The organism is Secundilactobacillus sp. MJ173, assembly GCF_059704265.1.
Map to the genome: position 1 here is coordinate 16,012 of NZ_BAAKGN010000034.1, position 17,425 is coordinate 33,436.

Below are 17,425 nucleotides of genomic sequence, written 5' to 3' on the forward strand. Positions count from 1 at the left end.
GTGGCTCACCTTTCTTGGACGTTTTCAGACAACATATAGCCAACTCCTCGAACGGTGTGGATTAATTTTTGCTGATTGTGAACGGAATCGATTTTAGTACGTAGGTTTTTGATATAAACATCTAAGATATTAGGTTGACCGTCAAAATCCACGCCCCAGACGCTATCCAGGAGTGATTCACGTGAGCAGGGTTCATTTTCATGGGTAATTAACACTACCAGTAATTCGTATTCTCGTTGGGTCAATGGAATAATTTTGCCATTATGCGAAACGCGTTTATTTTCAGTATCCACAGTTAAATCTGAAACTGTATAAACTGTTGCGGTTTCCTGAGCGGGCGCACTGTGACGTAATGCCACTTCAACGCGGGCAATCAGTTCTTCCATCTCGAATGGCTTAGTAACATAGTCATCAGCCCCGCCAGTTAGTCCAGCCACTTTGTCACCAATATAATCCCGAGCAGTCAGCATAATGATCGGGACTTGACTGGTTTTCCTAATCCGCCGTAGCACACTAAAACCGTCAAGATGTGGCAGCATCCAGTCCAGTACAATTAAACCAAGGTTTGCTTGGTTATCACGAAATTTATCCAGTGCTTCCAGACCGTCTTTAGCCCAAATCACTTCTACATTATCAAGTTCAAGTTCAAATTCAGTTGTTAAGGAGTCAGCTAGAGCAGCTTCGTCTTCTACTAATAAAATTTTCGTTTTCAAGGGACATCCTCCAAGTTTAGATGTGAAACAATGAATGATTTTGTGATTATACTATACCATCATCTATCAGTTGAAACCTAGGTTGGAATGAAACTAAGCTGTTTTGTAACTATTTTTACTAAATTTATTAAAATGGCTGTCCTATATTTTGTCTTTCATACCCAAAAGTTTCGCCTCCTTTGGTATGATGAACACAGGATCGTATGCACGGAAAAAGGGGGGCAACTGATATTGTTAAAAATTGAGCATTTATCAAAACACTTTGGAGAACTGCAGGCATTAAATGATGTCACGTATAACGTGGAAAAAGGCGAAATTCTGGGTTTGATTGGTCAAAACGGTGCTGGTAAATCAACTACTTTTCACAGCATCTTAAGCTTCATTCATTATGATGGCCGCATCACTTGGAATGATCAGCCAATCAACGAGCAGGTTTTTAATCAAATTGGTTATTTACCAGAAGAACGTAGTCTGATGCCCAAAATGACGGTAGAACAGCAGATTTTACACCTAGCACGGCTTAAAGGGAAGTCTGCTAAGCAGATTAAGCCGGCCATTGATCAGTGGATGAAGCGGTTCGAAGTAAAAGGGAAAAAGACCGATAAGATCAAGTCTTTATCCAAAGGCAATCAGCAGAAAGTTCAACTGATTTGTACGCTGATTCATCGACCGTCGCTGATTATTCTGGATGAGCCCTTTAGTGGCCTAGATCCAGTAAACGTCGATATTTTGGAGCAGGCGATTTTAAACGCGAAGAAGGACGGGGCGGCGATCATCTTTTCCAGTCATGATATGGGCAACGTGGAAGCACTTTGCGACGAGTTGGTCATGATGCGTAAGGGTGAGATGGTACTGCACGGTGAAATTCGGTCCATTCGTGAGAAATTTGGTAAAAATGAAATTTTTGTCACTACGGATTGGTCGACAGCACAGTTATCGCAGTTACCTCACGTGGTGGAGGTTGCGGAACTGTCACCCCATCGTTATCGATTAAGGGTGGATGATCCGGCAGCTGGTCGACAGATTTTCCAACGTCTTTCTAACGGTGAATATATGGAGGAATTCAGCCAACAACCGCCAACCCTAGATGAGATTTTTCGATTGAAAGCGGGTGACCCCAGATGAAAAAGATGTGGATCGTGACACTAACGACTTATTTACGTCAGGTGAAATCGTGGAGTTTCGTGATTTTGGTGCTGTCGCCATTTATTATGCTGCTGATTTCTTTTGGGGTGGGGTTTATCTCCGCCAATTCAACTAGTAGTAGCGAGGATATTGCGGTAATTGCTCAGCAACCAGCGCTTCGTAAAGGCTATATTCAAGTTACTGGTAAAGATAATGTGGATACCAAGCTAACAACGGTGAAGGCAGCTAAGCATGCGCTGAAGGAAAACAAGATTAGCGGCTACGTCATTTTGAAAGAAGGTAAGCAGTATAGCGCGGTTTATCACGGCAAAGAGGCCATGTCAACGTCAGACAAGGCGCAATTAACGGGTTACTTGGCCAAACTGCAGACTCAAAGTAACGTGGTACAAGCCAAATTGACGAAGCAACAATTGAAACAGTTATCAGTGCAGCCAACCGTTGAACAGATTGTGCAGAAGCGTGAAGGGATCGTTAAGTTGGCCCGAATGGTTTCATTCTGGATTCTCGTCTTCATGGTTTACATGATTTTAACGACTTATTCGTCGATTACCGCGCAGGAAATTGCTTCGGAAAAGGGAACCAAAGTGATGGAAATGGTCTTTTCCAGTACCACTGCAGCAAAGTATTTCTGTGGTAAGATTCTGGGTGTGCTAATGGTGATTGCAACGCAACTGCTGGTATATCTGATCGGTGGCTGGGCAAGTTTAGTCGCAGCTAAACAGATGAACATGGCGAAACCCTTCTTTGATCAGTATGGTTCATTAGTTAATCAGGTGGTTCATAATCTCGTTAACGTCAACCTACTGTTCTTATTCTTAGGTGTGATTGTCTATACGATATTAGCAGCCTTTAGCGGTGCGTTAGTTTCTAAGGCTGAAGATGCTTCAAAAGCGGCGTATCCGGCTGTTTATCTGAGTATGATCGCTTTCTTTGCAACCTTTCCGTTTCAGAATAATGCGGATGCATTGGTGGTTAAGATCATGTCCTACGTACCATTTTTCTCATCGTACTTTATGCCGCTGAGGATCATCAATCAATCGGCTAGTCTAGTGGAAATTAGCATGTCACTAGGAATTTTGATCTTGACGATTATCGGTTTAACCTGGTATATCAGCAGTATCTACAAGGGCCTGATTTTACAGGCGGATGAAAGTCATTTCTGGCAGCGACTGCGTAAGGGTGTGGCTTATAAATAGAAAGAAATTAGAGCCAATCGTTATTTCAAATCGAAGATAACGGTTGGCTCTATTTGAACGATTGTTGCTCAAACTGCAGAAATGGCTCTGGCAAACTGGCTGTTAGCGTGATGTGGTTCAACGAAAAAGGGAGCGGTAGGCGTAATTGCCAACTATGCAACAGTAACCGTTGTTGGCGTGGATCATTAGCGTACAACGGGTCGCCAACGATAGGGTGACCGAGGCCAGCAAAGTGGACCCGGATTTGGTGGGTGCGACCGGTTTGTAGTTGAACGGCAACTAAGGTGGCGTTTGGTTTGCGACTGATGACTTTGTAACGGGTGATAGCCATTTGCGGGTGGTCACCGTTTAGCTGCCGTTTTCGCTTATCAGCTAAGTTGCGGCCAATCGGCATTGCGATAAGACCTTGTGAACTATTAAGGCGACCGTGAATCCACGTCAGGTACGTCCGGCGAACTAATTTTTCCTTAACTAAACGAACTAAGACGGGTACGACAGCCGGATTCTTTGCGATGAGTAATGCGCCACTGGTTTCTTGATCCAGTCGGTTGATGACGTAGGGCTGCTGATTCTTTGGTGCTAAATAAGCGGCTACGTGATTCAGAGTTGTGCCAACTTCGCCAGGCTGGTTGGGATGGGTTTTGCTGCCCTGAGTTTTGTTGACTACCAGTAAGTTGGCATCTTCATACAGCACGCTAACCGTGGCAGCACTGTCTGGAGTGACGTTTGAATACGGATGCTCAAAATCTGTCGCTAAAAACGTAAGTGTGACTTGGTCTCCAGGATGTACGTCGAAATTGACGGGCAGATAGTGGTCATTCACTAATACCCGTTCACCGCGTTTTAAACTAAAAACTAAATGTTTTGGCAGATACCAGTCGGTCATCAGTAACTGGCGTAGCGGCTTAGATTGAAAATCGCGTGGTAAGTGTGTAGTGAACTGCCACTGTGTGGGTTGAGTCATTGCGTTTCCTCCAAAAAGCACCCTTACCCGAGAATGGGCAAGGGTGCTTGGTGTCTAACATCTAACGAATTATTTCTTATCTAACTTTGCTAATTCGGCAGGCTTAACGATCAAGACATCGCAGACAGCTGAACGGCTAACATAGTTGGTAACTGAGCCAATCATCAAGCGTTCAACAGCGGTTAAACCGGTTGAACCAATGACGATGAGTTGAGTATCATGGTCAGCAGGAAATTCACGGGCGATAACTGGTTTAGGGTTACCAAACCGAACGTGAATATCAACTGACTTAACGCCTGCGTCCAAGGCCTTTTGTTTTAACTCGTTTAGGCGTGCTTGCACGTCTTCTGAAAGCTTGTAAATCACGTCGCCACTAACAGCACCGCCATAAGTGTCACTGAACTGGTTAACTTCCAAGACGTTTAAGATATCCAAATGAGTATCGTTTAACTTAGCGACTTCGATTGCTTTGTCTAACACCGGATCAGTGGCTTTTGATCCATCAACCGGTGCAAGAATGTTATTGTATTGCTGGTCCATATACGCCACTCCCTCACAAATAATAAATCCATCATAAAACCTTTTCGTAAGCACGCCATGGTTTTGCCCAACAAAACGAACCACTAGTACTTCACCCTTTATTTTACCATAATTTAGCCATTAGTATTAGGAAAATGAAAACTTGTTATTACCGGATTGGATTGATTGGTAATTGATCAATAAGTAAAAGAGAGAAGCTAGGTCGTTTCAAAGCTTTCATAATTGGCGCTATCTCTGGAAGCCTTTTCGTGGACTAAATCGTTGTTATTTTAAGCGCAAAGTTACATAATAACAGTATAGAACTGAATGGCGACTACGGCCGTCATTAAGGGACCGCTGTAATTAGTATTAAGCTGATTACAGCGGTTTCATTTTACCTATAATGCGGTAAACTTAGAGTAAAACCATTAGAAGGAGCAACTGGTTTATGTACTATTACAATATGGAAACAGAAGATATCGGTTATAATCTAGCAACTGAGCAATATCTGATGAATAATAAAGACTTTGATGAACCCATTTTACTGTTTTACTACCAAAAGCCCTGCATTATCGTTGGTCGGAATCAAAATACTTTAGAAGAAATTAATCAGGATTACGTGGCAAAGCATAATATTCAAGTGACGCGTCGGTTATCCGGTGGCGGTGCTGTGTATGATGATCTCGGCAACGTTTCTTTTAGCTTCGTGGTGGATCGCGACGATGACCGATTTGGCGACTTTAAGGCCTTTACGAAGCCCATTGTTGATGCCCTAAAAGAAATGGGTGCCACGTCAATCGAGGTATCTGGCCGGAATGATATTTTAGTGAACGGTAAAAAATTCTCCGGTAACGCGATGTACGTGAAGAATAACAAGATGTTTTCTCACGGCACGTTGATGTATGACGTCGATCAAAGCGTGATTGCGCACGCCTTAAATGTGCCAAAAGATAAGATTGCTTCGAAGGGGATCAAGTCGGTGCGCTCACGGGTGACGAATCTGAAACCCTATTTAAAGCCGGAATATCAAAACTTAACGATTGCGGAGTTCCGCGATACGATTTTGCGGAAAGTCTATGCCGTGGATGATCTCGCTAAGGTGGCTGACAAAGCTTATCATCTAACGGATGAAGATAAAAAGCAGATTCAGAAGCTTTACGATGACTACTACAATAACTGGGACTGGGTCTATGGCACTTCGCCAGAATTTACGGTGAAGAGGCGGCAACACTTTGATGCAGGGACAATTGACGCTCGGGTATTAGTAGAAAAGGGCCGTATTAAGCAAGTGACTTTCTTTGGCGATTTCTTCGGTGAAAAGTATGCGGTTGATCTGGCCAAATTGCTTAAGGATGTTCGTTATGACCAGCCATCGCTGCGAAAGGCGCTAGCCCATGTCAATGTTGGCGACTATTTTGCTGGTATCACACTGGATGAGTTTGTGCAGTTTCTAGGTTAGGAGCGAGTTCAATGCTTTTTTCGTGCACAATTTAAGTGTCCAAACTGTAACCCCTTACATGAATATGGTAAAATGAAAGTCGGTTACAAAAGTTACAAGATTGGTTATTAATATTTGGAAGGGAAGTTTGGACATGCGGTATGTTTCTATGACAGCCCACGATATTGGGCGTAACTTAGCTACTGAACAATATTTAATGAACAATAAGGATTTCGGTGAACCTTTAGTGCTTTTCTATTACGAAAAGCCATGTATCATTGTTGGCCGTAACCAAAATACTTTAGAAGAAATTAACCAAAAATACGTTGAGGAACACAATATTACTGTCACTCGTCGTCTTTCTGGCGGGGGTGCGGTTTATCAAGACCTCGGTAACCTGTGCTTCAGCTTCGTGCTGGATAGTAACTCTGAACAGTTCGGGGACTTCAAGTCTTTCGTTCAACCAATTGTCGATGCCTTACATGACATGGGCGCAACGTCAGTAGAAGTTTCTGGTCGTAACGATATCTTAGTTGACGGCAAGAAGTTCTCTGGTAACGCAATGTATACTAAGAATGGTAAGACCTTCTCCCATGGGACGTTGATGCTGGATGTTGATCAAAACGTCATTGCAGATGCTTTGAACGTGCCAGAAGATAAGATTGCCTCAAAGGGAATCAAATCAGTCCGTTCTCGTGTGACGAACTTGAAGCCATACTTGGCACCTGAATATCAAAACATTACGGTACCTGAATTCCGTGATAAGCTGTTGAAGGAATTATTCCATGTAGATAGCTTGGATGAAATCAAGGATAAAGAATACGTGGTTACCCCTGATGAACAAAAAGAAATCGATAAGATCTATGAACAGTACTACAACAACTGGGACTGGGTTTACGGTACTTCACCAGAATTTACGGTAAAGAAGCGTCAACACTTTGATTCAGGTACCATTGATGCCCGGATTTTAGTAGAACAAGGCAAGATCTCACAGATCAAGTTCTTCGGTGATTTCTTCGGGCCAAAGGATGCCAGCGAATTAGCTGAACAGCTAAAGGGAATCCGGTATGACCGTGAAAACTTGGAAAAGGCGTTTGCTGATGTAGATATTAGTCAGTATTTCATGGGTATCAAAAAGGAGCAGTTGGTGGATTTGTTGGCATAAGGTGCGGAACCAAGCGGTTAGAGAGCGGAGTGTAAGACGCTTTCGGTGGAAATCCCGAACTTGGATTTGTACCGAAAGTGACTTACATGCAGCTCTCTGCTTGGAGTAGCCCGATTCAGCCAAGGTGCGAAAACAGGCGGTTAGAGACTGGAGCCTAAGTTAATGCCGGTAAAAATCCCGGTTTTGGATTTATACCGGTATTGGCTTAGGTGCAAGTCTCTGCCTGTTGTAGCCCGATTCGGCTATGTAAAAGCTAACCAACCACAACTCAATAAACACAAACATCAAAACAAATACAGGTTTACCCCAGCACACATTGCTCGGAGCAAACCTGTATTTTTAATGGCGAACTATGCTACAATTTGAACTATTAATAACGATTAAGGAGAATTACATGCTTAAGCAAAAATTAATCACACTTGGCATCGTTTCGTGGGTGCTCTTTTCCGCGATGAACCTCGTGATGTCATCTAAACTGGTCGCGTTAGGGCATCCCTTTCAGATGAAAGCCATTATTAGTTCCCTGATTATTTCACTGGTGCTTTACGCGTTACCCATGATTTGGGGCGCTTTAGGTCATAATTCTGGCTACTACGTCTTGGCGATGGTGATCATCATCTATTCATTTGGCCTATTTAATGGTATTGTAACGGTGATGTTTAGCAGCAAAGCAATCCTCAGTATCAAAGCGGCGGTTATCTTGGCGGACTTCTTAGTCATTCTCTTTAACGGCTACTGGATGGTATTGGCATTCCGATATCGTCACTGGCTTGATAATAAACGTGATAATGATAAGCTGGAAGAAATTAAAAAGATGCAGCAGGAAAAAGCCAAACAAAATAAGTAATCGAGGTAACTATGGAAAGTTTAGTAAAGGACTTCGTTGAAGAAGTTGAAGCTGAAAATTATGACACACAGAATTTTGGTAGCAGTTTAGCTGAAATCAAAAAGAATGGCGCGGTTAAATCACTTGAGCCAATGGTCAATATGATCGTTAAAGCAATTGATGATCATCAATTGGCACAGGCTACGCTGACTTTAACGGATGCTGATATTCAAGTACATCTGGAAACTAGCGTGGTTAACTTGCCATTACGTTATCTGAACGCTATGAAGAAGATGTTGGCAGATGATGATACTTTGCCAATCAGTGTTTATAGTATCATCGAATCACCAGATGTTAATGCGTCTTCTATGCGAATTGATAAGGTGGCTTCGGCAGATGATTTTGTCAGTCATCAAGCCGATATGGCGACTGCCATCGCAACGTGGTTGGAGAAGCAGTTAGATCAAATCAAAGAAAACCAAGAAAAGAAAGACGAAGATGAGGATGCAGAAACGACCGACGAATAAAGATGTCGATTTGCTTCTGGCATCAATCCGTGCTATGATACTCTACATGCGATGAGTCGAGAATATCACGTCGCTAGCAATAGCGGTTTGCGCGAGCAACTAGGTGATTTTTTTGCACAGCAGGCAATGTAACACCGCCGGATATGCGGCTGCCTTGGTTCAAAGGAAATGTGGATTTTTGAGAACCCATTTAGTTTCGGCTAAGTGGCTGTATGGGCGTCCCAGTGATGGGGCGTCTTTTTTTGTGTGACAAAACTTGGTAGATTCCAGAATTTAACGTGAGTAAAACTCATTCCGATGCACTTCATCGGGATGGGTTTTATTTGCGTTAAATGGCAGAAATCTGAGTTTTGGAACACGATTAGTCAATGCTGAAGCGCTGAACCCAAGGACAGGAATCACTATTTTTTGTTGAAAAATTGATTGAAATACCTGCTAATATAGACTTATGGCACAACCCTTTATTATGCGTGAGATACAATGATATTTTTTATGCTTAATTTATAATTATTCAAATATAGTGATCGCTTTAAGTTTCATTTAAGGTACACAAATTAGCAAAATAACTGATATAACAAGGACCAAGCTATAATTATAACAAAATGATTGCAAATGCATTTCGTGTCACTTATTGTTAATTTTTATGCAAGATTGATGTAACGCTCCCGTTATATTACCAGCGTAATGTGGATGGTGAAATCAAGTAAGGGAGTGTTTTAAATGAGTCGAAAATATCATCTTCGGATTGGACTAATCGTGGCATTGAGCTTTGTATGTTGCCTGTTCTTTGGTGTTCAAACGCAAGCTAGTGCGGCGGATGCCACATTGGTTAGTCAAAGTAATATGACACCAAAGACTTACGTTAGGAAATCAACAAAGGGTGGCACTTACAACTTAAGTTTGAATGGCAGTGCTATCACGTTCAGCAAAAAGACCCATTCGTTATCAAATTATCCCAATACCACTTGGGAAGCTACCAAAAAAATGTATATGAAGAAATCAAACGGTGTTACATATCTTTATTACTACATCACCAATAAGAGCAAAAGCGTTTCTGGCTGGATCTGGCACGGTTATTTAAAAGCTGGTGCCACCTCAGCGACCGTTCTCAGTTACGCTAAAAAACAGTTAGGCAAACCCTATAGCTATGGCGGTAACGGTCCCAGTGCGTTTGACTGTTCTGGGTTAACAAAGTACGTTTACCAGAAAGCAGCAGATAAGTCGTTGCCACGGACTGCTCAATCGCAATACAACACATATGCCCACGTCAGCAAAGCTAATTTAAAGACGGGTGATTTAGCCTTCTTTGGTGGCAGTACCAGCAGTATTTCCCACGTCGGCATCGTTGCGGGTGATGGTAAAATGATCGACGCTCAAAACTACGGGGTCATTACTGAAGCGATTTCCGCACCGTGGTGGCACGTGGTCGGTTATGCGCGTCCAGTGACGTTATCGTAGGTCCGAGGTGAATAAATGATGAACTTAAAACAGTTAAAAATTACCTGTCTCAAATGGGTCGTATGCAGTCTAGCACTATTTAGCGGCGCTATGGCCATTCAAACAACAGCACATGCAGCAGTGGGGACTTCAATTCCGGATTTATCGGAATGGCAGGGAGCGCTCACAGCTACCGAAGTACAGAATTTAAAGAAGACTGTTCCGTTCGTAATACTACGCGTTCAGTACGGCAGTGATTACAAAGATAAAGACTTTGCCAATAATGCTGCCCTCTGCGAAAAATATGGTCTGAAGTACGGTGTCTATTCGTTTAGTCAGTACAGCAGTACGTCAGACGCTAAAACTGAAGCCTCAGATCTTTATTCCCGTGCGCCATCTGCTGCTTTTTATGTCAACGATTATGAAGATCAGACCGTTACTAGCGGAACGACTAACAGCGCGACCGCGGCGTGGTACAGCGAATTGCGGTCTAAAGCGCTACATAAACGGATCTTGTTTTATTCCTATCAAAGCTTCGCCAACGAGTACGCCGCCACGTCCATGAAGAACTATGACGGCTACTGGTTAGCTGCCTATCAGTCAGCGGAACCAAGTATGAGCCACGTCCTATGGCAGTACACGGATGCTTGGCATTCTTCTGCACTGAATCAAAATGTGGATGCTAGCAAGAAGCACGTTAAGAACACCAGCTGGTTCTTATCGTCACGGGCCATCAGCTACAACAAGGTAGTGACGGTTTCCAAGGCTAATTACACCATTTGGGGCAATCTAGTTTTCTCAAGTAAAAAAGGGACGACTAAAGTGGGGACCGACTACACGGCCAAGTACTACTACAACCATTACAATGGTTCGACCTACTATTCGCTCTATGATAAGCATGGTAAATGGGCCGGGTACGTTAATAAGAATGCTATGACGGTCATGAAACCAGTCGCTTATAACCAGACGGTGACGTTGAAGAAGAACGGATATAGTTTGTGGAATAGCCTCTTATTTGCGACTGCTAAGTACAACAGTACGAATCTGAATGGTCGTTCGTATACGGCTAAATATACTTATACTGCTGGTAACGGAAAAGTTTACTACTCACTTTATGATGGCAACACTTGGATGGGTTACGTAAACGCTAACGCGACGAAGTAGGAAGGAGTGATCAATATGAAGAAACGCGTTTTAATTCCAGCCGGTATCTTGGTAACGGGATTGTTATCAGCGGTTATCTTTGCAGGGCCACTTGTACATGGGAATGACCAACCAACTACTGCGGATTTATCAGTGCCTAAGACGGTTCAAACCAGTAATCAAACGGCTACGGTAAAAAAAGTAACGGGAACAACGGCCAACGCAAAAGTGACTTATCAGCAATCGGGTCAGTCTGAGCCAACTGCCACTTATCAGCAAACTACTGAATCCACAGCAGCAAAAGCAGCGGATGCAGTCTCTGATCAAGATCATAATGGCGAAACGGTGAAATTAAGCGATGGTACCAAAGCAAAGGAGCAGGGTGTCATGGGTCACATTTACGTGAGTTGGCAGAAGGGTAACTGGTCAGTGACAACGGTGACAGATACCACTCAAACCTTGCGTACTGATCCGGAAAAATTAGCTACCCAAGTCAATCAGCAGCTAAAGAACAGTGACATCACGAATCAGGATGTCGATAAAGGTGCAGTAACGGTATACTCTAGTGCTCAAGATAATACTGCCAATCAGATTAAATGGCAGAACAACAAAAAGGTTGAAAATGTGAAGGGACAACAAGCAGCAACGGTTTATCAGATTGCTAAAAAGGTCCTTAATTAAAATTCCAAGATAATTTAAATATAGGTGTCACTACAAATGTGACATCACAAAAGGCTGTCGAAATTCTCGGCAGCTTTTTTAGATCCCATAAGTTGCAACAAACCCGGGACATAGCATCGTCAACCTTACTAGAATGGTCATTGTAATCGCGATTGCAGTATCACAATAAAGTGAGGTAAAAATTATGCCTATTGATATTTCAAATACACCTGATATGTATGAAATTGATGCTAACGGAACATTTAATTTCAACACTAAAGACAAAAGTTAGGGTACGCGGTGATCCCAGAATTTCGATACATAAAATTGCGTTTCTGACTGTAAAGTTTCTGAATCTTGTAAGGCTTTGGTAGATAACAGGGCTCACTCGTGTTAAAATGTAGGCATATCAAATGTGTTCAAAGTTATCACCAGCCGTTGTGGTCGCTACCCGCAACGGTCTTTTTTTTGCAACAAAAAAGTATCACCCCGCTACAAGGTGATACCTGTGGTGCCAATTGTTAGACTGATGTCGCAACACACTTTACTTTCGGTCGTCTAACCAGTGATCTATACAAAGTAGAATCACCCCAACTAGTAAAGGCGCGATAATCGCGGTATCAAATGTATTCAAGGTCGTCACCACCTCTCGACGCGGTATCACGTGTGCAAGGCGTTGCGACAATTAATATTGTACACTATTAAAATCAATCTACGAAGACCAACCTTTACTCGTTGTACGATTTCTCACGCAGACGCTTATTTGGCATCGCTCTGGAGAAAAACAGGTACTCATTTTTTTGCAGTTGGAACTTTGAAAAAGATGGCCTAATCCTTTGATTATTGGGATCAGGTCATTTTTGTTCTATTTTTCATTTTTAAGATCGACCAGTAAAATCTAATACCTCCCCTTGCGGCCAACCTTTACCTCTGCTACATTTAAGGCAACGACATTATGTATGCGAATGGGGGAGTGTCACATGAAAAAGAGTGTTACAGCATTAGCAGTTGGACTCGTGCTGGGCGGTTTAGGAGTTGCTACCATATCAACGACTGGGAAAGCGACTACGTCCTGGAAAGTCGTTAAGACCAAGGACTACAGTGATGTGCCTTACTACATCAAAACCACCAGTAATAAGTATATGTGGGATTTAAAGCACACTAAAAAAACGCATAATCTCAAACATTATCCGCGAACAACTTGGTACGTTGATAAGCGAGTTAAACTGCAATTGGGGAAGAAGTCCGGCTACTATTACCAGGTGACCAATAACAACGGTAAAATTAAGGGCTTAATTTACTGCTCGTATTTAAAGAAGGGTGATAACCCTGATGATGCTTTTGCTCACAGTGCCGTAGTGAAATCCTATGGTGGTGGCTTAGCCGGAATCAAATCGGTTCGTGAAGCGGCAAAATTACAGGCGGACATTCTGGCACTGTTTCCGGGGACGATCCTCAATACCAGTTATTCAAATGATGCCCATAATGATTTGAACGCCGGCGTCAGCAAAACCGCTACTTATTCGAAACTTAACAAGAATTCGGCGGCCATTGGCATTTTTACGCCTTACAACTGGACCAGCACTTCAAGCAAAACGGATTATACTAAACTAGTCAGCGCTGCTTTAGATGCTCAGGGCTATACGGCGTCAAAGCGGGCTAAGTATAAGGGCTATCAGATTGGTATCTACGCGACGCCGCATGGCTATACCAGCAACTATCATACTTGGCCGAGTGGGTATGGCTCATTTGGGGTTTATCTCGTACCAACTGGTGACTCTAAATTATTTTAGGGGGTAAGGACATGTCAGTCATTAGTACGGTGCTAGTGGTGATCGTCGCATTAGAGGCACTATTGATATTATGTTTGGAAATGTTTGGGTCGCAAACTGCTGCTGCACAAAGGGCTTTTGGCTTTTCAACGCGGTATCAACAGCAGCCAGAAACTAAGGCTACAATGGCTAATTTTGGTTTGTATAACGGATTTGTGGGTGTCGGTTTACTATTCATGCGTTTTGGGATGCCCGCCAATGCGGTAATGCCGGGTTGCTTACTGTTCACGGCTTTTGTATTTATTGCCGGTATCTTCGGTGGTTTAACGGTAAATCGTCAGATTGCTTGGACTCAAGGGATTCCTGGCCTTTTAGCACTATTGAGCTTGTTACTATTTAGATAGTTCTCGCGCTAGAAAACTGTCTTCAAAGGTGTCGTCACGCTGCAGATACTGTTTGCCGAATTCATCTAACTGACCGTGGAAATCCTGCGCCATTTCGTAGGTGAAATTATCGGGCAGGGTGACCTGTTGTTTTAAGTGCTGGTAAGTATCGGTTTGTTGGTAACCTAAGTGCTTAAAGAGGCGGCGGGTGTAGGAATCGGCAATAAAAGTTGGTAAATCAAAGACGTACACAAGGTAAACATCCGCGGTTTCCTGTCCAACGCCAGGTAGTGCCAGTAGTTGTTTGCGTAGCTCTTTTTGAGTTGATTTTGCAGCAATACCAGCATAGTCCCAGTTTCGGTCATTAAACCATCGAAAGACGCTGTGAATGGCCTTTGCCTTATTACGGTAGAAGCCGCTTGCCCGAATCAGGTCAATTAAATCAGTCTGCGATAACGATAACACCGCTTCGGGATCCAACCCGGTGCGGTGTTTTAGATTATCTAAACCCACGGCAGCGTTTTGCCAAGCAGTATTTTGAACTAAAATAGCGCCGACAATAATGTCGCGTTTATCATCTGCCGGCCACCAGCCAGAAGGTCCCATGTGGTCCAGCAAGGTTTGGTAGAGCCAATTGATATCTATTGAAATGGTGAAGGCCTTCTTTCTATGAGGAGCTTGTTAATCACATTGTACACGATTTGAAACAATGAGCGCGCAAAAAGCCTCCTTATCCAGTGTTTCAAGGATAAAGGAGACGACCACGTTTTAATCAATTATTCCAATTGTATATTACCTTGGTTATACAAATTCAATTCTAGTCAACATCAATTTGTTTTTGAATCGTGTACAGTAGCTGGGTTAACTTTGTGGCCTCAGCATCAGACAAAGAGTCTTCTAAAAGAATGTTCATTTGTGAAAAAGATTTTTGAATATCATCAACTAAGTCTGCACCTGCTTGGGTTAAAGAAAGCAGTTTGGTTCGTTCGTTTTCCACCGGAATCGTACGGACGATGAGATTGCGACGAACTAACCCCTTTAATAGGTTGGTGACACTGGCCTCCTGCCGGTTAAGGTAGTGCGCGATATCACGCTGCATACTATTAGGGTGACTGGCAATGAAGTTGATTGCCCTGGCCTGATCAGAGTTCAGGTCTAAGCTGCGCAGTTGTTGGTTCAAATACTGAGTCTCAAAACTTGCAATACGATGAATTAAGCTAGCGGTTGTTTTAGTGTTCATAGTTACCCCCTCCTCCAAAATATAACTCAGAAATATAATTCGATTGTAGAATACCAGTATATGCTTGCAATCACAACCATAAAGACTTGATTTTGACAAACAAATTTAAATCAGTTGGGAATACAATGGTTGAGAATACCGGTTTAAAGCTGATAGTAAGTCATTATTAAGTATAAAATGATTCACTTATTACTATCGGTTAAACAGTTCGTTGTAACTGTCACCTCTGCAAAAACAGGAATCACAAATCCAAGTGTTTGGAAGAGTGATTCCTGTTTTTGTAAACAGTTGTCCCTATCTCACGGGATTGGCATTAACAGCTGCTTTCATTTGTTTGGTATAATCGGTCAATTTTGCTGGTGCTTGGCGACCATATTCAGCTACGATGTTGACACAGGCACTACCAACGATGGCGCCATCAGCGATTTGAGCCATTTCGGTGGCTTGTTCAGGCGTGTGAATCCCAAAACCAATGGCGGTTGGGACATCGGTCACTTTGCGAATCCGGGTAACCAAGTCAGCTAACCCATTCGCAAATTCACTTCGTTCACCAGTAACCCCCAATGAAGAAACCACGTAGATAAAACCAGTGGCAGCAGCGGCAATTTTTTCGATACGGTCAGCGGAAATTGGGGTAACTAACGGAATTAAATCAACGTTGTGTTTTTCAGCTATAGGCGCTAATTCACCACGTTCTTCTAGAGGCATATCTGGAATGACTAACCCGTAAATTCCTAGTTCCTCACAACGAGCGGTAAAGGCATCGTATCCATATTGGAAGACGATGTTTAAATAAGTCAGGAACGCTAGCGGCACGTCGGTTTGCTTGCGGATCTCCTTAACCATGTCGAAAATGGTGTCCATTGGCAAATCAGGATCGGCTTTCAATGCTCGTAAATCAGCCGCTTGAATCACTGGGCCATCAGCGATTGGATCGGAGAAGGGAATCCCAAGTTCAACAATGTCGGCTCCACCTTTAGCTAGTGCGACTACGTTGTTGACAGTTCCTTCAAAGTCCGGGTCGTTGGCTGCAACGAACGGGATGAAAGCTTTTTGGTTTTTAAAGGCATCAGTTAATTTACTCATCAATATCCACTCCTCTGTATTTAGCGATTGAAGCTACGTCTTTGTCGCCCCGACCTGAGAGGGTGCAGACAATGATTTGATCTTTACGCATCTTTGGTGCAATTTTTTCAACGTAGGCAACGGCATGGCAACTTTCGATGGCCGCCACGATACCTTCCGTTTTGGCGATGTATTCAAAGGCCTGAACGGCTTCGTCATCGGTAATGCCAACGTATTGAGCACGACCAGTTTTGGCCAGGTAGGCATGTTCTGGACCAACGCCAGGGTAATCAAGACCAGCTGAAATTGAGTATACTGGGTTGATTTGCCCGGTCTTGTTTTGCAGGAACATGGACTTCATACCATGGAAGATACCATCAGAGCCCCGTTCAACCGTAGCTGCGGTGAGATCAGTTTCAACACCTTTACCAGCAGCTTCGGCACCAACTAGTTGGACACTTGGATCATCGATGTAGTTGGCAAATGAACCAATGGCGTTTGAACCGCCACCAACACAAGCAACAACCATATCTGGTAATTTACCGGTCTTTTCTTGAAGTTGCTTTTTTGATTCTTGGCTGATGATTGATTGGAAATCCCGAACCATTAATGGGTAAGGGTGTGGACCAGTAGCTGAACCCATGAGGTAGAAGGTGTCGTCAACCCGTTTAGTCCAGTCTTGCAGTGCCGCGTTGATGGCATCCTTTAAGACCATTGAACCGCTGGTAACGGGGTGAACTTTGGCGCCTAATAATTCCATCCGGTAAACGTTTAAACGTTGACGGTCAGTATCTTCTTTACCCATGAAAATTTCGCATTCCATACCGAAGTAGGCAGCAATGGTAGCTGTTGCCACACCATGTTGGCCGGCACCAGTTTCAGCAATCAAACGGGTTTTGCCCATGTGCTTTGCCAGTAAGGCTTGGCCAATGACGTTGTTGATCTTGTGGGCACCAGTATGGTTAAGGTCTTCACGCTTCAAGTAAATTTGAGCGCCGCCGAGGTCTTTGGTCATGCGTTCTGCATAGTACAGCAGTGAAGGGCGGTTAGCATAATCCACTAATAAGTCGTGGAGTTCGGTTTTGAATTCTGGGTCATTCTTGTAATGCTCGTAAGCTTTAGTCATGCGATCCAGTTCATTCATTAAAGTTTCAGGGATATATTGACCACCGTATTCGCCGTAGCGTCCGGAGGTGTTTTTGTTAAGTTCCAAATTAAGTTCAGTCATTGA

The 17,425-nt window shown here is 43.2% G+C and carries 19 protein-coding genes; 11 read left to right on the plus strand and 8 right to left on the minus strand.

Annotated features, from left to right (window positions below; all coding sequences use genetic code 11):
* Nucleotides 1-5: 5 nt before the first annotated feature.
* Nucleotides 6-713, minus strand: a complete 708-nt coding sequence (locus AC6H04_RS05085; RefSeq protein WP_497570653.1) for a response regulator transcription factor — start codon at nt 711-713, stop codon at nt 6-8.
* Nucleotides 714-944: 231 nt separating this feature from the next.
* Between AC6H04_RS05085 and AC6H04_RS05090 the strand changes: the two genes are divergently transcribed.
* Both AC6H04_RS05090 and AC6H04_RS05095 read left to right on the plus strand, forming a co-directional pair.
* Nucleotides 945-1,838 carry an ABC transporter ATP-binding protein gene (locus AC6H04_RS05090; protein WP_497570654.1) on the plus strand — a complete coding sequence of 298 codons (894 nt, stop codon included), beginning with the start codon at nt 945-947 and terminating at the stop codon, nt 1,836-1,838.
* A complete protein-coding gene (locus AC6H04_RS05095; RefSeq protein WP_497570655.1) occupies nt 1,835-3,055 on the plus strand; it encodes an ABC transporter permease in 1,221 nt (406 codons plus the stop codon). The genes AC6H04_RS05090 and AC6H04_RS05095 overlap by 4 nt, the downstream gene beginning before the upstream one ends.
* Nucleotides 3,056-3,104: 49 nt before the next feature.
* Here the strand turns inward: AC6H04_RS05095 and AC6H04_RS05100 are convergent, their stop codons facing one another.
* Nucleotides 3,105-4,019 (minus strand): RluA family pseudouridine synthase, encoded by a 915-nt coding sequence (locus tag AC6H04_RS05100; protein WP_497570656.1) that lies wholly within the window; start codon nt 4,017-4,019, stop codon nt 3,105-3,107.
* A 69-nt stretch (nt 4,020-4,088) separates the two neighbouring features.
* Nucleotides 4,089-4,559: a universal stress protein gene (locus tag AC6H04_RS05105; protein WP_497570657.1), complete on the minus strand. Its 471-nt coding sequence runs from the start codon at nt 4,557-4,559 to the stop codon at nt 4,089-4,091.
* A gap of 427 nt (nt 4,560-4,986) precedes the next feature.
* Between AC6H04_RS05105 and lplA (AC6H04_RS05110) the strand changes: the two genes are divergently transcribed.
* From lplA (AC6H04_RS05110) to AC6H04_RS05140, 7 genes are all read left to right on the plus strand, one after another.
* Nucleotides 4,987-5,997 (plus strand): lipoate--protein ligase, encoded by a 1,011-nt coding sequence (gene lplA / locus AC6H04_RS05110; RefSeq protein WP_497570658.1) that lies wholly within the window; start codon nt 4,987-4,989, stop codon nt 5,995-5,997.
* Between the two features lie 133 nt (nt 5,998-6,130).
* Nucleotides 6,131-7,141, plus strand: coding sequence for a lipoate--protein ligase (gene lplA, locus AC6H04_RS05115; protein WP_497570659.1), 1,011 nt, complete (start codon nt 6,131-6,133; stop codon nt 7,139-7,141).
* A gap of 394 nt (nt 7,142-7,535) precedes the next feature.
* On the plus strand, nt 7,536-7,988 hold the full coding sequence (locus AC6H04_RS05120) for a hypothetical protein (protein ID WP_497570660.1): 453 nt from the start codon (nt 7,536-7,538) through the stop codon (nt 7,986-7,988).
* A gap of 11 nt (nt 7,989-7,999) precedes the next feature.
* Nucleotides 8,000-8,494, plus strand: a complete 495-nt coding sequence (locus tag AC6H04_RS05125) for a hypothetical protein (RefSeq protein ID WP_497570661.1) — start codon at nt 8,000-8,002, stop codon at nt 8,492-8,494.
* A 720-nt stretch (nt 8,495-9,214) separates the two neighbouring features.
* Nucleotides 9,215-9,952, plus strand: coding sequence for a C40 family peptidase (locus tag AC6H04_RS05130; protein WP_497570662.1), 738 nt, complete (start codon nt 9,215-9,217; stop codon nt 9,950-9,952).
* Nucleotides 9,953-9,967: 15 nt separating this feature from the next.
* Nucleotides 9,968-11,095, plus strand: a complete 1,128-nt coding sequence (locus AC6H04_RS05135; protein WP_497570663.1) for a GH25 family lysozyme — start codon at nt 9,968-9,970, stop codon at nt 11,093-11,095.
* A 15-nt stretch (nt 11,096-11,110) separates the two neighbouring features.
* Entirely contained in the window at nt 11,111-11,755 is a 645-nt protein-coding gene (locus AC6H04_RS05140) for a hypothetical protein (RefSeq protein WP_497570664.1), read from the plus strand.
* Between the two features lie 523 nt (nt 11,756-12,278).
* Here AC6H04_RS05140 and AC6H04_RS05145 read toward each other — a convergent pair.
* Nucleotides 12,279-12,398 carry a type I toxin-antitoxin system Fst family toxin gene (locus AC6H04_RS05145; RefSeq protein ID WP_497570730.1) on the minus strand — a complete coding sequence of 40 codons (120 nt, stop codon included), beginning with the start codon at nt 12,396-12,398 and terminating at the stop codon, nt 12,279-12,281.
* Between the two features lie 316 nt (nt 12,399-12,714).
* On the opposite strand from AC6H04_RS05145, the gene AC6H04_RS05150 reads away from it, so the two are divergent.
* Nucleotides 12,715-13,527, plus strand: a complete 813-nt coding sequence (locus tag AC6H04_RS05150; RefSeq protein ID WP_497570665.1) for a hypothetical protein — start codon at nt 12,715-12,717, stop codon at nt 13,525-13,527.
* A gap of 11 nt (nt 13,528-13,538) precedes the next feature.
* Nucleotides 13,539-13,910: a DUF1304 domain-containing protein gene (locus tag AC6H04_RS05155; protein WP_497570666.1), complete on the plus strand. Its 372-nt coding sequence runs from the start codon at nt 13,539-13,541 to the stop codon at nt 13,908-13,910.
* Here the strand turns inward: AC6H04_RS05155 and AC6H04_RS05160 are convergent.
* The 4 genes from AC6H04_RS05160 to trpB form a co-directional block, all read right to left on the minus strand.
* Nucleotides 13,899-14,495 carry an endonuclease III domain-containing protein gene (locus AC6H04_RS05160; protein ID WP_497570667.1) on the minus strand — a complete coding sequence of 199 codons (597 nt, stop codon included), beginning with the start codon at nt 14,493-14,495 and terminating at the stop codon, nt 13,899-13,901. The two genes, AC6H04_RS05155 and AC6H04_RS05160, sit on opposite strands and share 12 nt — an antisense overlap.
* Nucleotides 14,496-14,706: 211 nt before the next feature.
* On the minus strand, nt 14,707-15,129 hold the full coding sequence (locus AC6H04_RS05165; protein ID WP_497570668.1) for a MarR family winged helix-turn-helix transcriptional regulator: 423 nt from the start codon (nt 15,127-15,129) through the stop codon (nt 14,707-14,709).
* A 294-nt stretch (nt 15,130-15,423) separates the two neighbouring features.
* Entirely contained in the window at nt 15,424-16,215 is a 792-nt protein-coding gene (trpA, locus tag AC6H04_RS05170; RefSeq protein ID WP_497570669.1) for a tryptophan synthase subunit alpha, read from the minus strand.
* Nucleotides 16,208-17,422 carry a tryptophan synthase subunit beta gene (gene trpB / locus AC6H04_RS05175; RefSeq protein WP_497570670.1) on the minus strand — a complete coding sequence of 405 codons (1,215 nt, stop codon included), beginning with the start codon at nt 17,420-17,422 and terminating at the stop codon, nt 16,208-16,210. The genes trpA and trpB overlap by 8 nt, the downstream gene beginning before the upstream one ends.
* Nucleotides 17,423-17,425 lie beyond the last annotated feature (3 nt).

What these genes read in the sequence shown, in the direction of transcription:
- AC6H04_RS05095 (WP_497570655.1), top strand. Translation starts at nt 1,835, where the DNA reads ATGAAAAAGATGTGGATCGTGACACTAACGACTTATTTACGTCAGGTG.
- AC6H04_RS05100 (WP_497570656.1), bottom strand. Translation starts at nt 4,019, where the DNA reads ATGACTCAACCCACACAGTGGCAGTTCACTACACACTTACCACGCGAT.
- AC6H04_RS05105 (WP_497570657.1), bottom strand. Translation starts at nt 4,559, where the DNA reads ATGGACCAGCAATACAATAACATTCTTGCACCGGTTGATGGATCAAAA.
- lplA (WP_497570658.1), top strand. Translation starts at nt 4,987, where the DNA reads ATGTACTATTACAATATGGAAACAGAAGATATCGGTTATAATCTAGCA.
- lplA (WP_497570659.1), top strand. Translation starts at nt 6,131, where the DNA reads ATGCGGTATGTTTCTATGACAGCCCACGATATTGGGCGTAACTTAGCT.
- AC6H04_RS05120 (WP_497570660.1), top strand. Translation starts at nt 7,536, where the DNA reads ATGCTTAAGCAAAAATTAATCACACTTGGCATCGTTTCGTGGGTGCTC.
- AC6H04_RS05125 (WP_497570661.1), top strand. Translation starts at nt 8,000, where the DNA reads ATGGAAAGTTTAGTAAAGGACTTCGTTGAAGAAGTTGAAGCTGAAAAT.
- AC6H04_RS05130 (WP_497570662.1), top strand. Translation starts at nt 9,215, where the DNA reads ATGAGTCGAAAATATCATCTTCGGATTGGACTAATCGTGGCATTGAGC.
- AC6H04_RS05135 (WP_497570663.1), top strand. Translation starts at nt 9,968, where the DNA reads ATGATGAACTTAAAACAGTTAAAAATTACCTGTCTCAAATGGGTCGTA.
- AC6H04_RS05140 (WP_497570664.1), top strand. Translation starts at nt 11,111, where the DNA reads ATGAAGAAACGCGTTTTAATTCCAGCCGGTATCTTGGTAACGGGATTG.
- AC6H04_RS05150 (WP_497570665.1), top strand. Translation starts at nt 12,715, where the DNA reads ATGAAAAAGAGTGTTACAGCATTAGCAGTTGGACTCGTGCTGGGCGGT.
- AC6H04_RS05155 (WP_497570666.1), top strand. Translation starts at nt 13,539, where the DNA reads ATGTCAGTCATTAGTACGGTGCTAGTGGTGATCGTCGCATTAGAGGCA.
- AC6H04_RS05160 (WP_497570667.1), bottom strand. Translation starts at nt 14,495, where the DNA reads ATGGGACCTTCTGGCTGGTGGCCGGCAGATGATAAACGCGACATTATT.
- AC6H04_RS05165 (WP_497570668.1), bottom strand. Translation starts at nt 15,129, where the DNA reads ATGAACACTAAAACAACCGCTAGCTTAATTCATCGTATTGCAAGTTTT.
- trpA (WP_497570669.1), bottom strand. Translation starts at nt 16,215, where the DNA reads ATGAGTAAATTAACTGATGCCTTTAAAAACCAAAAAGCTTTCATCCCG.
- trpB (WP_497570670.1), bottom strand. Translation starts at nt 17,422, where the DNA reads ATGACTGAACTTAATTTGGAACTTAACAAAAACACCTCCGGACGCTAC.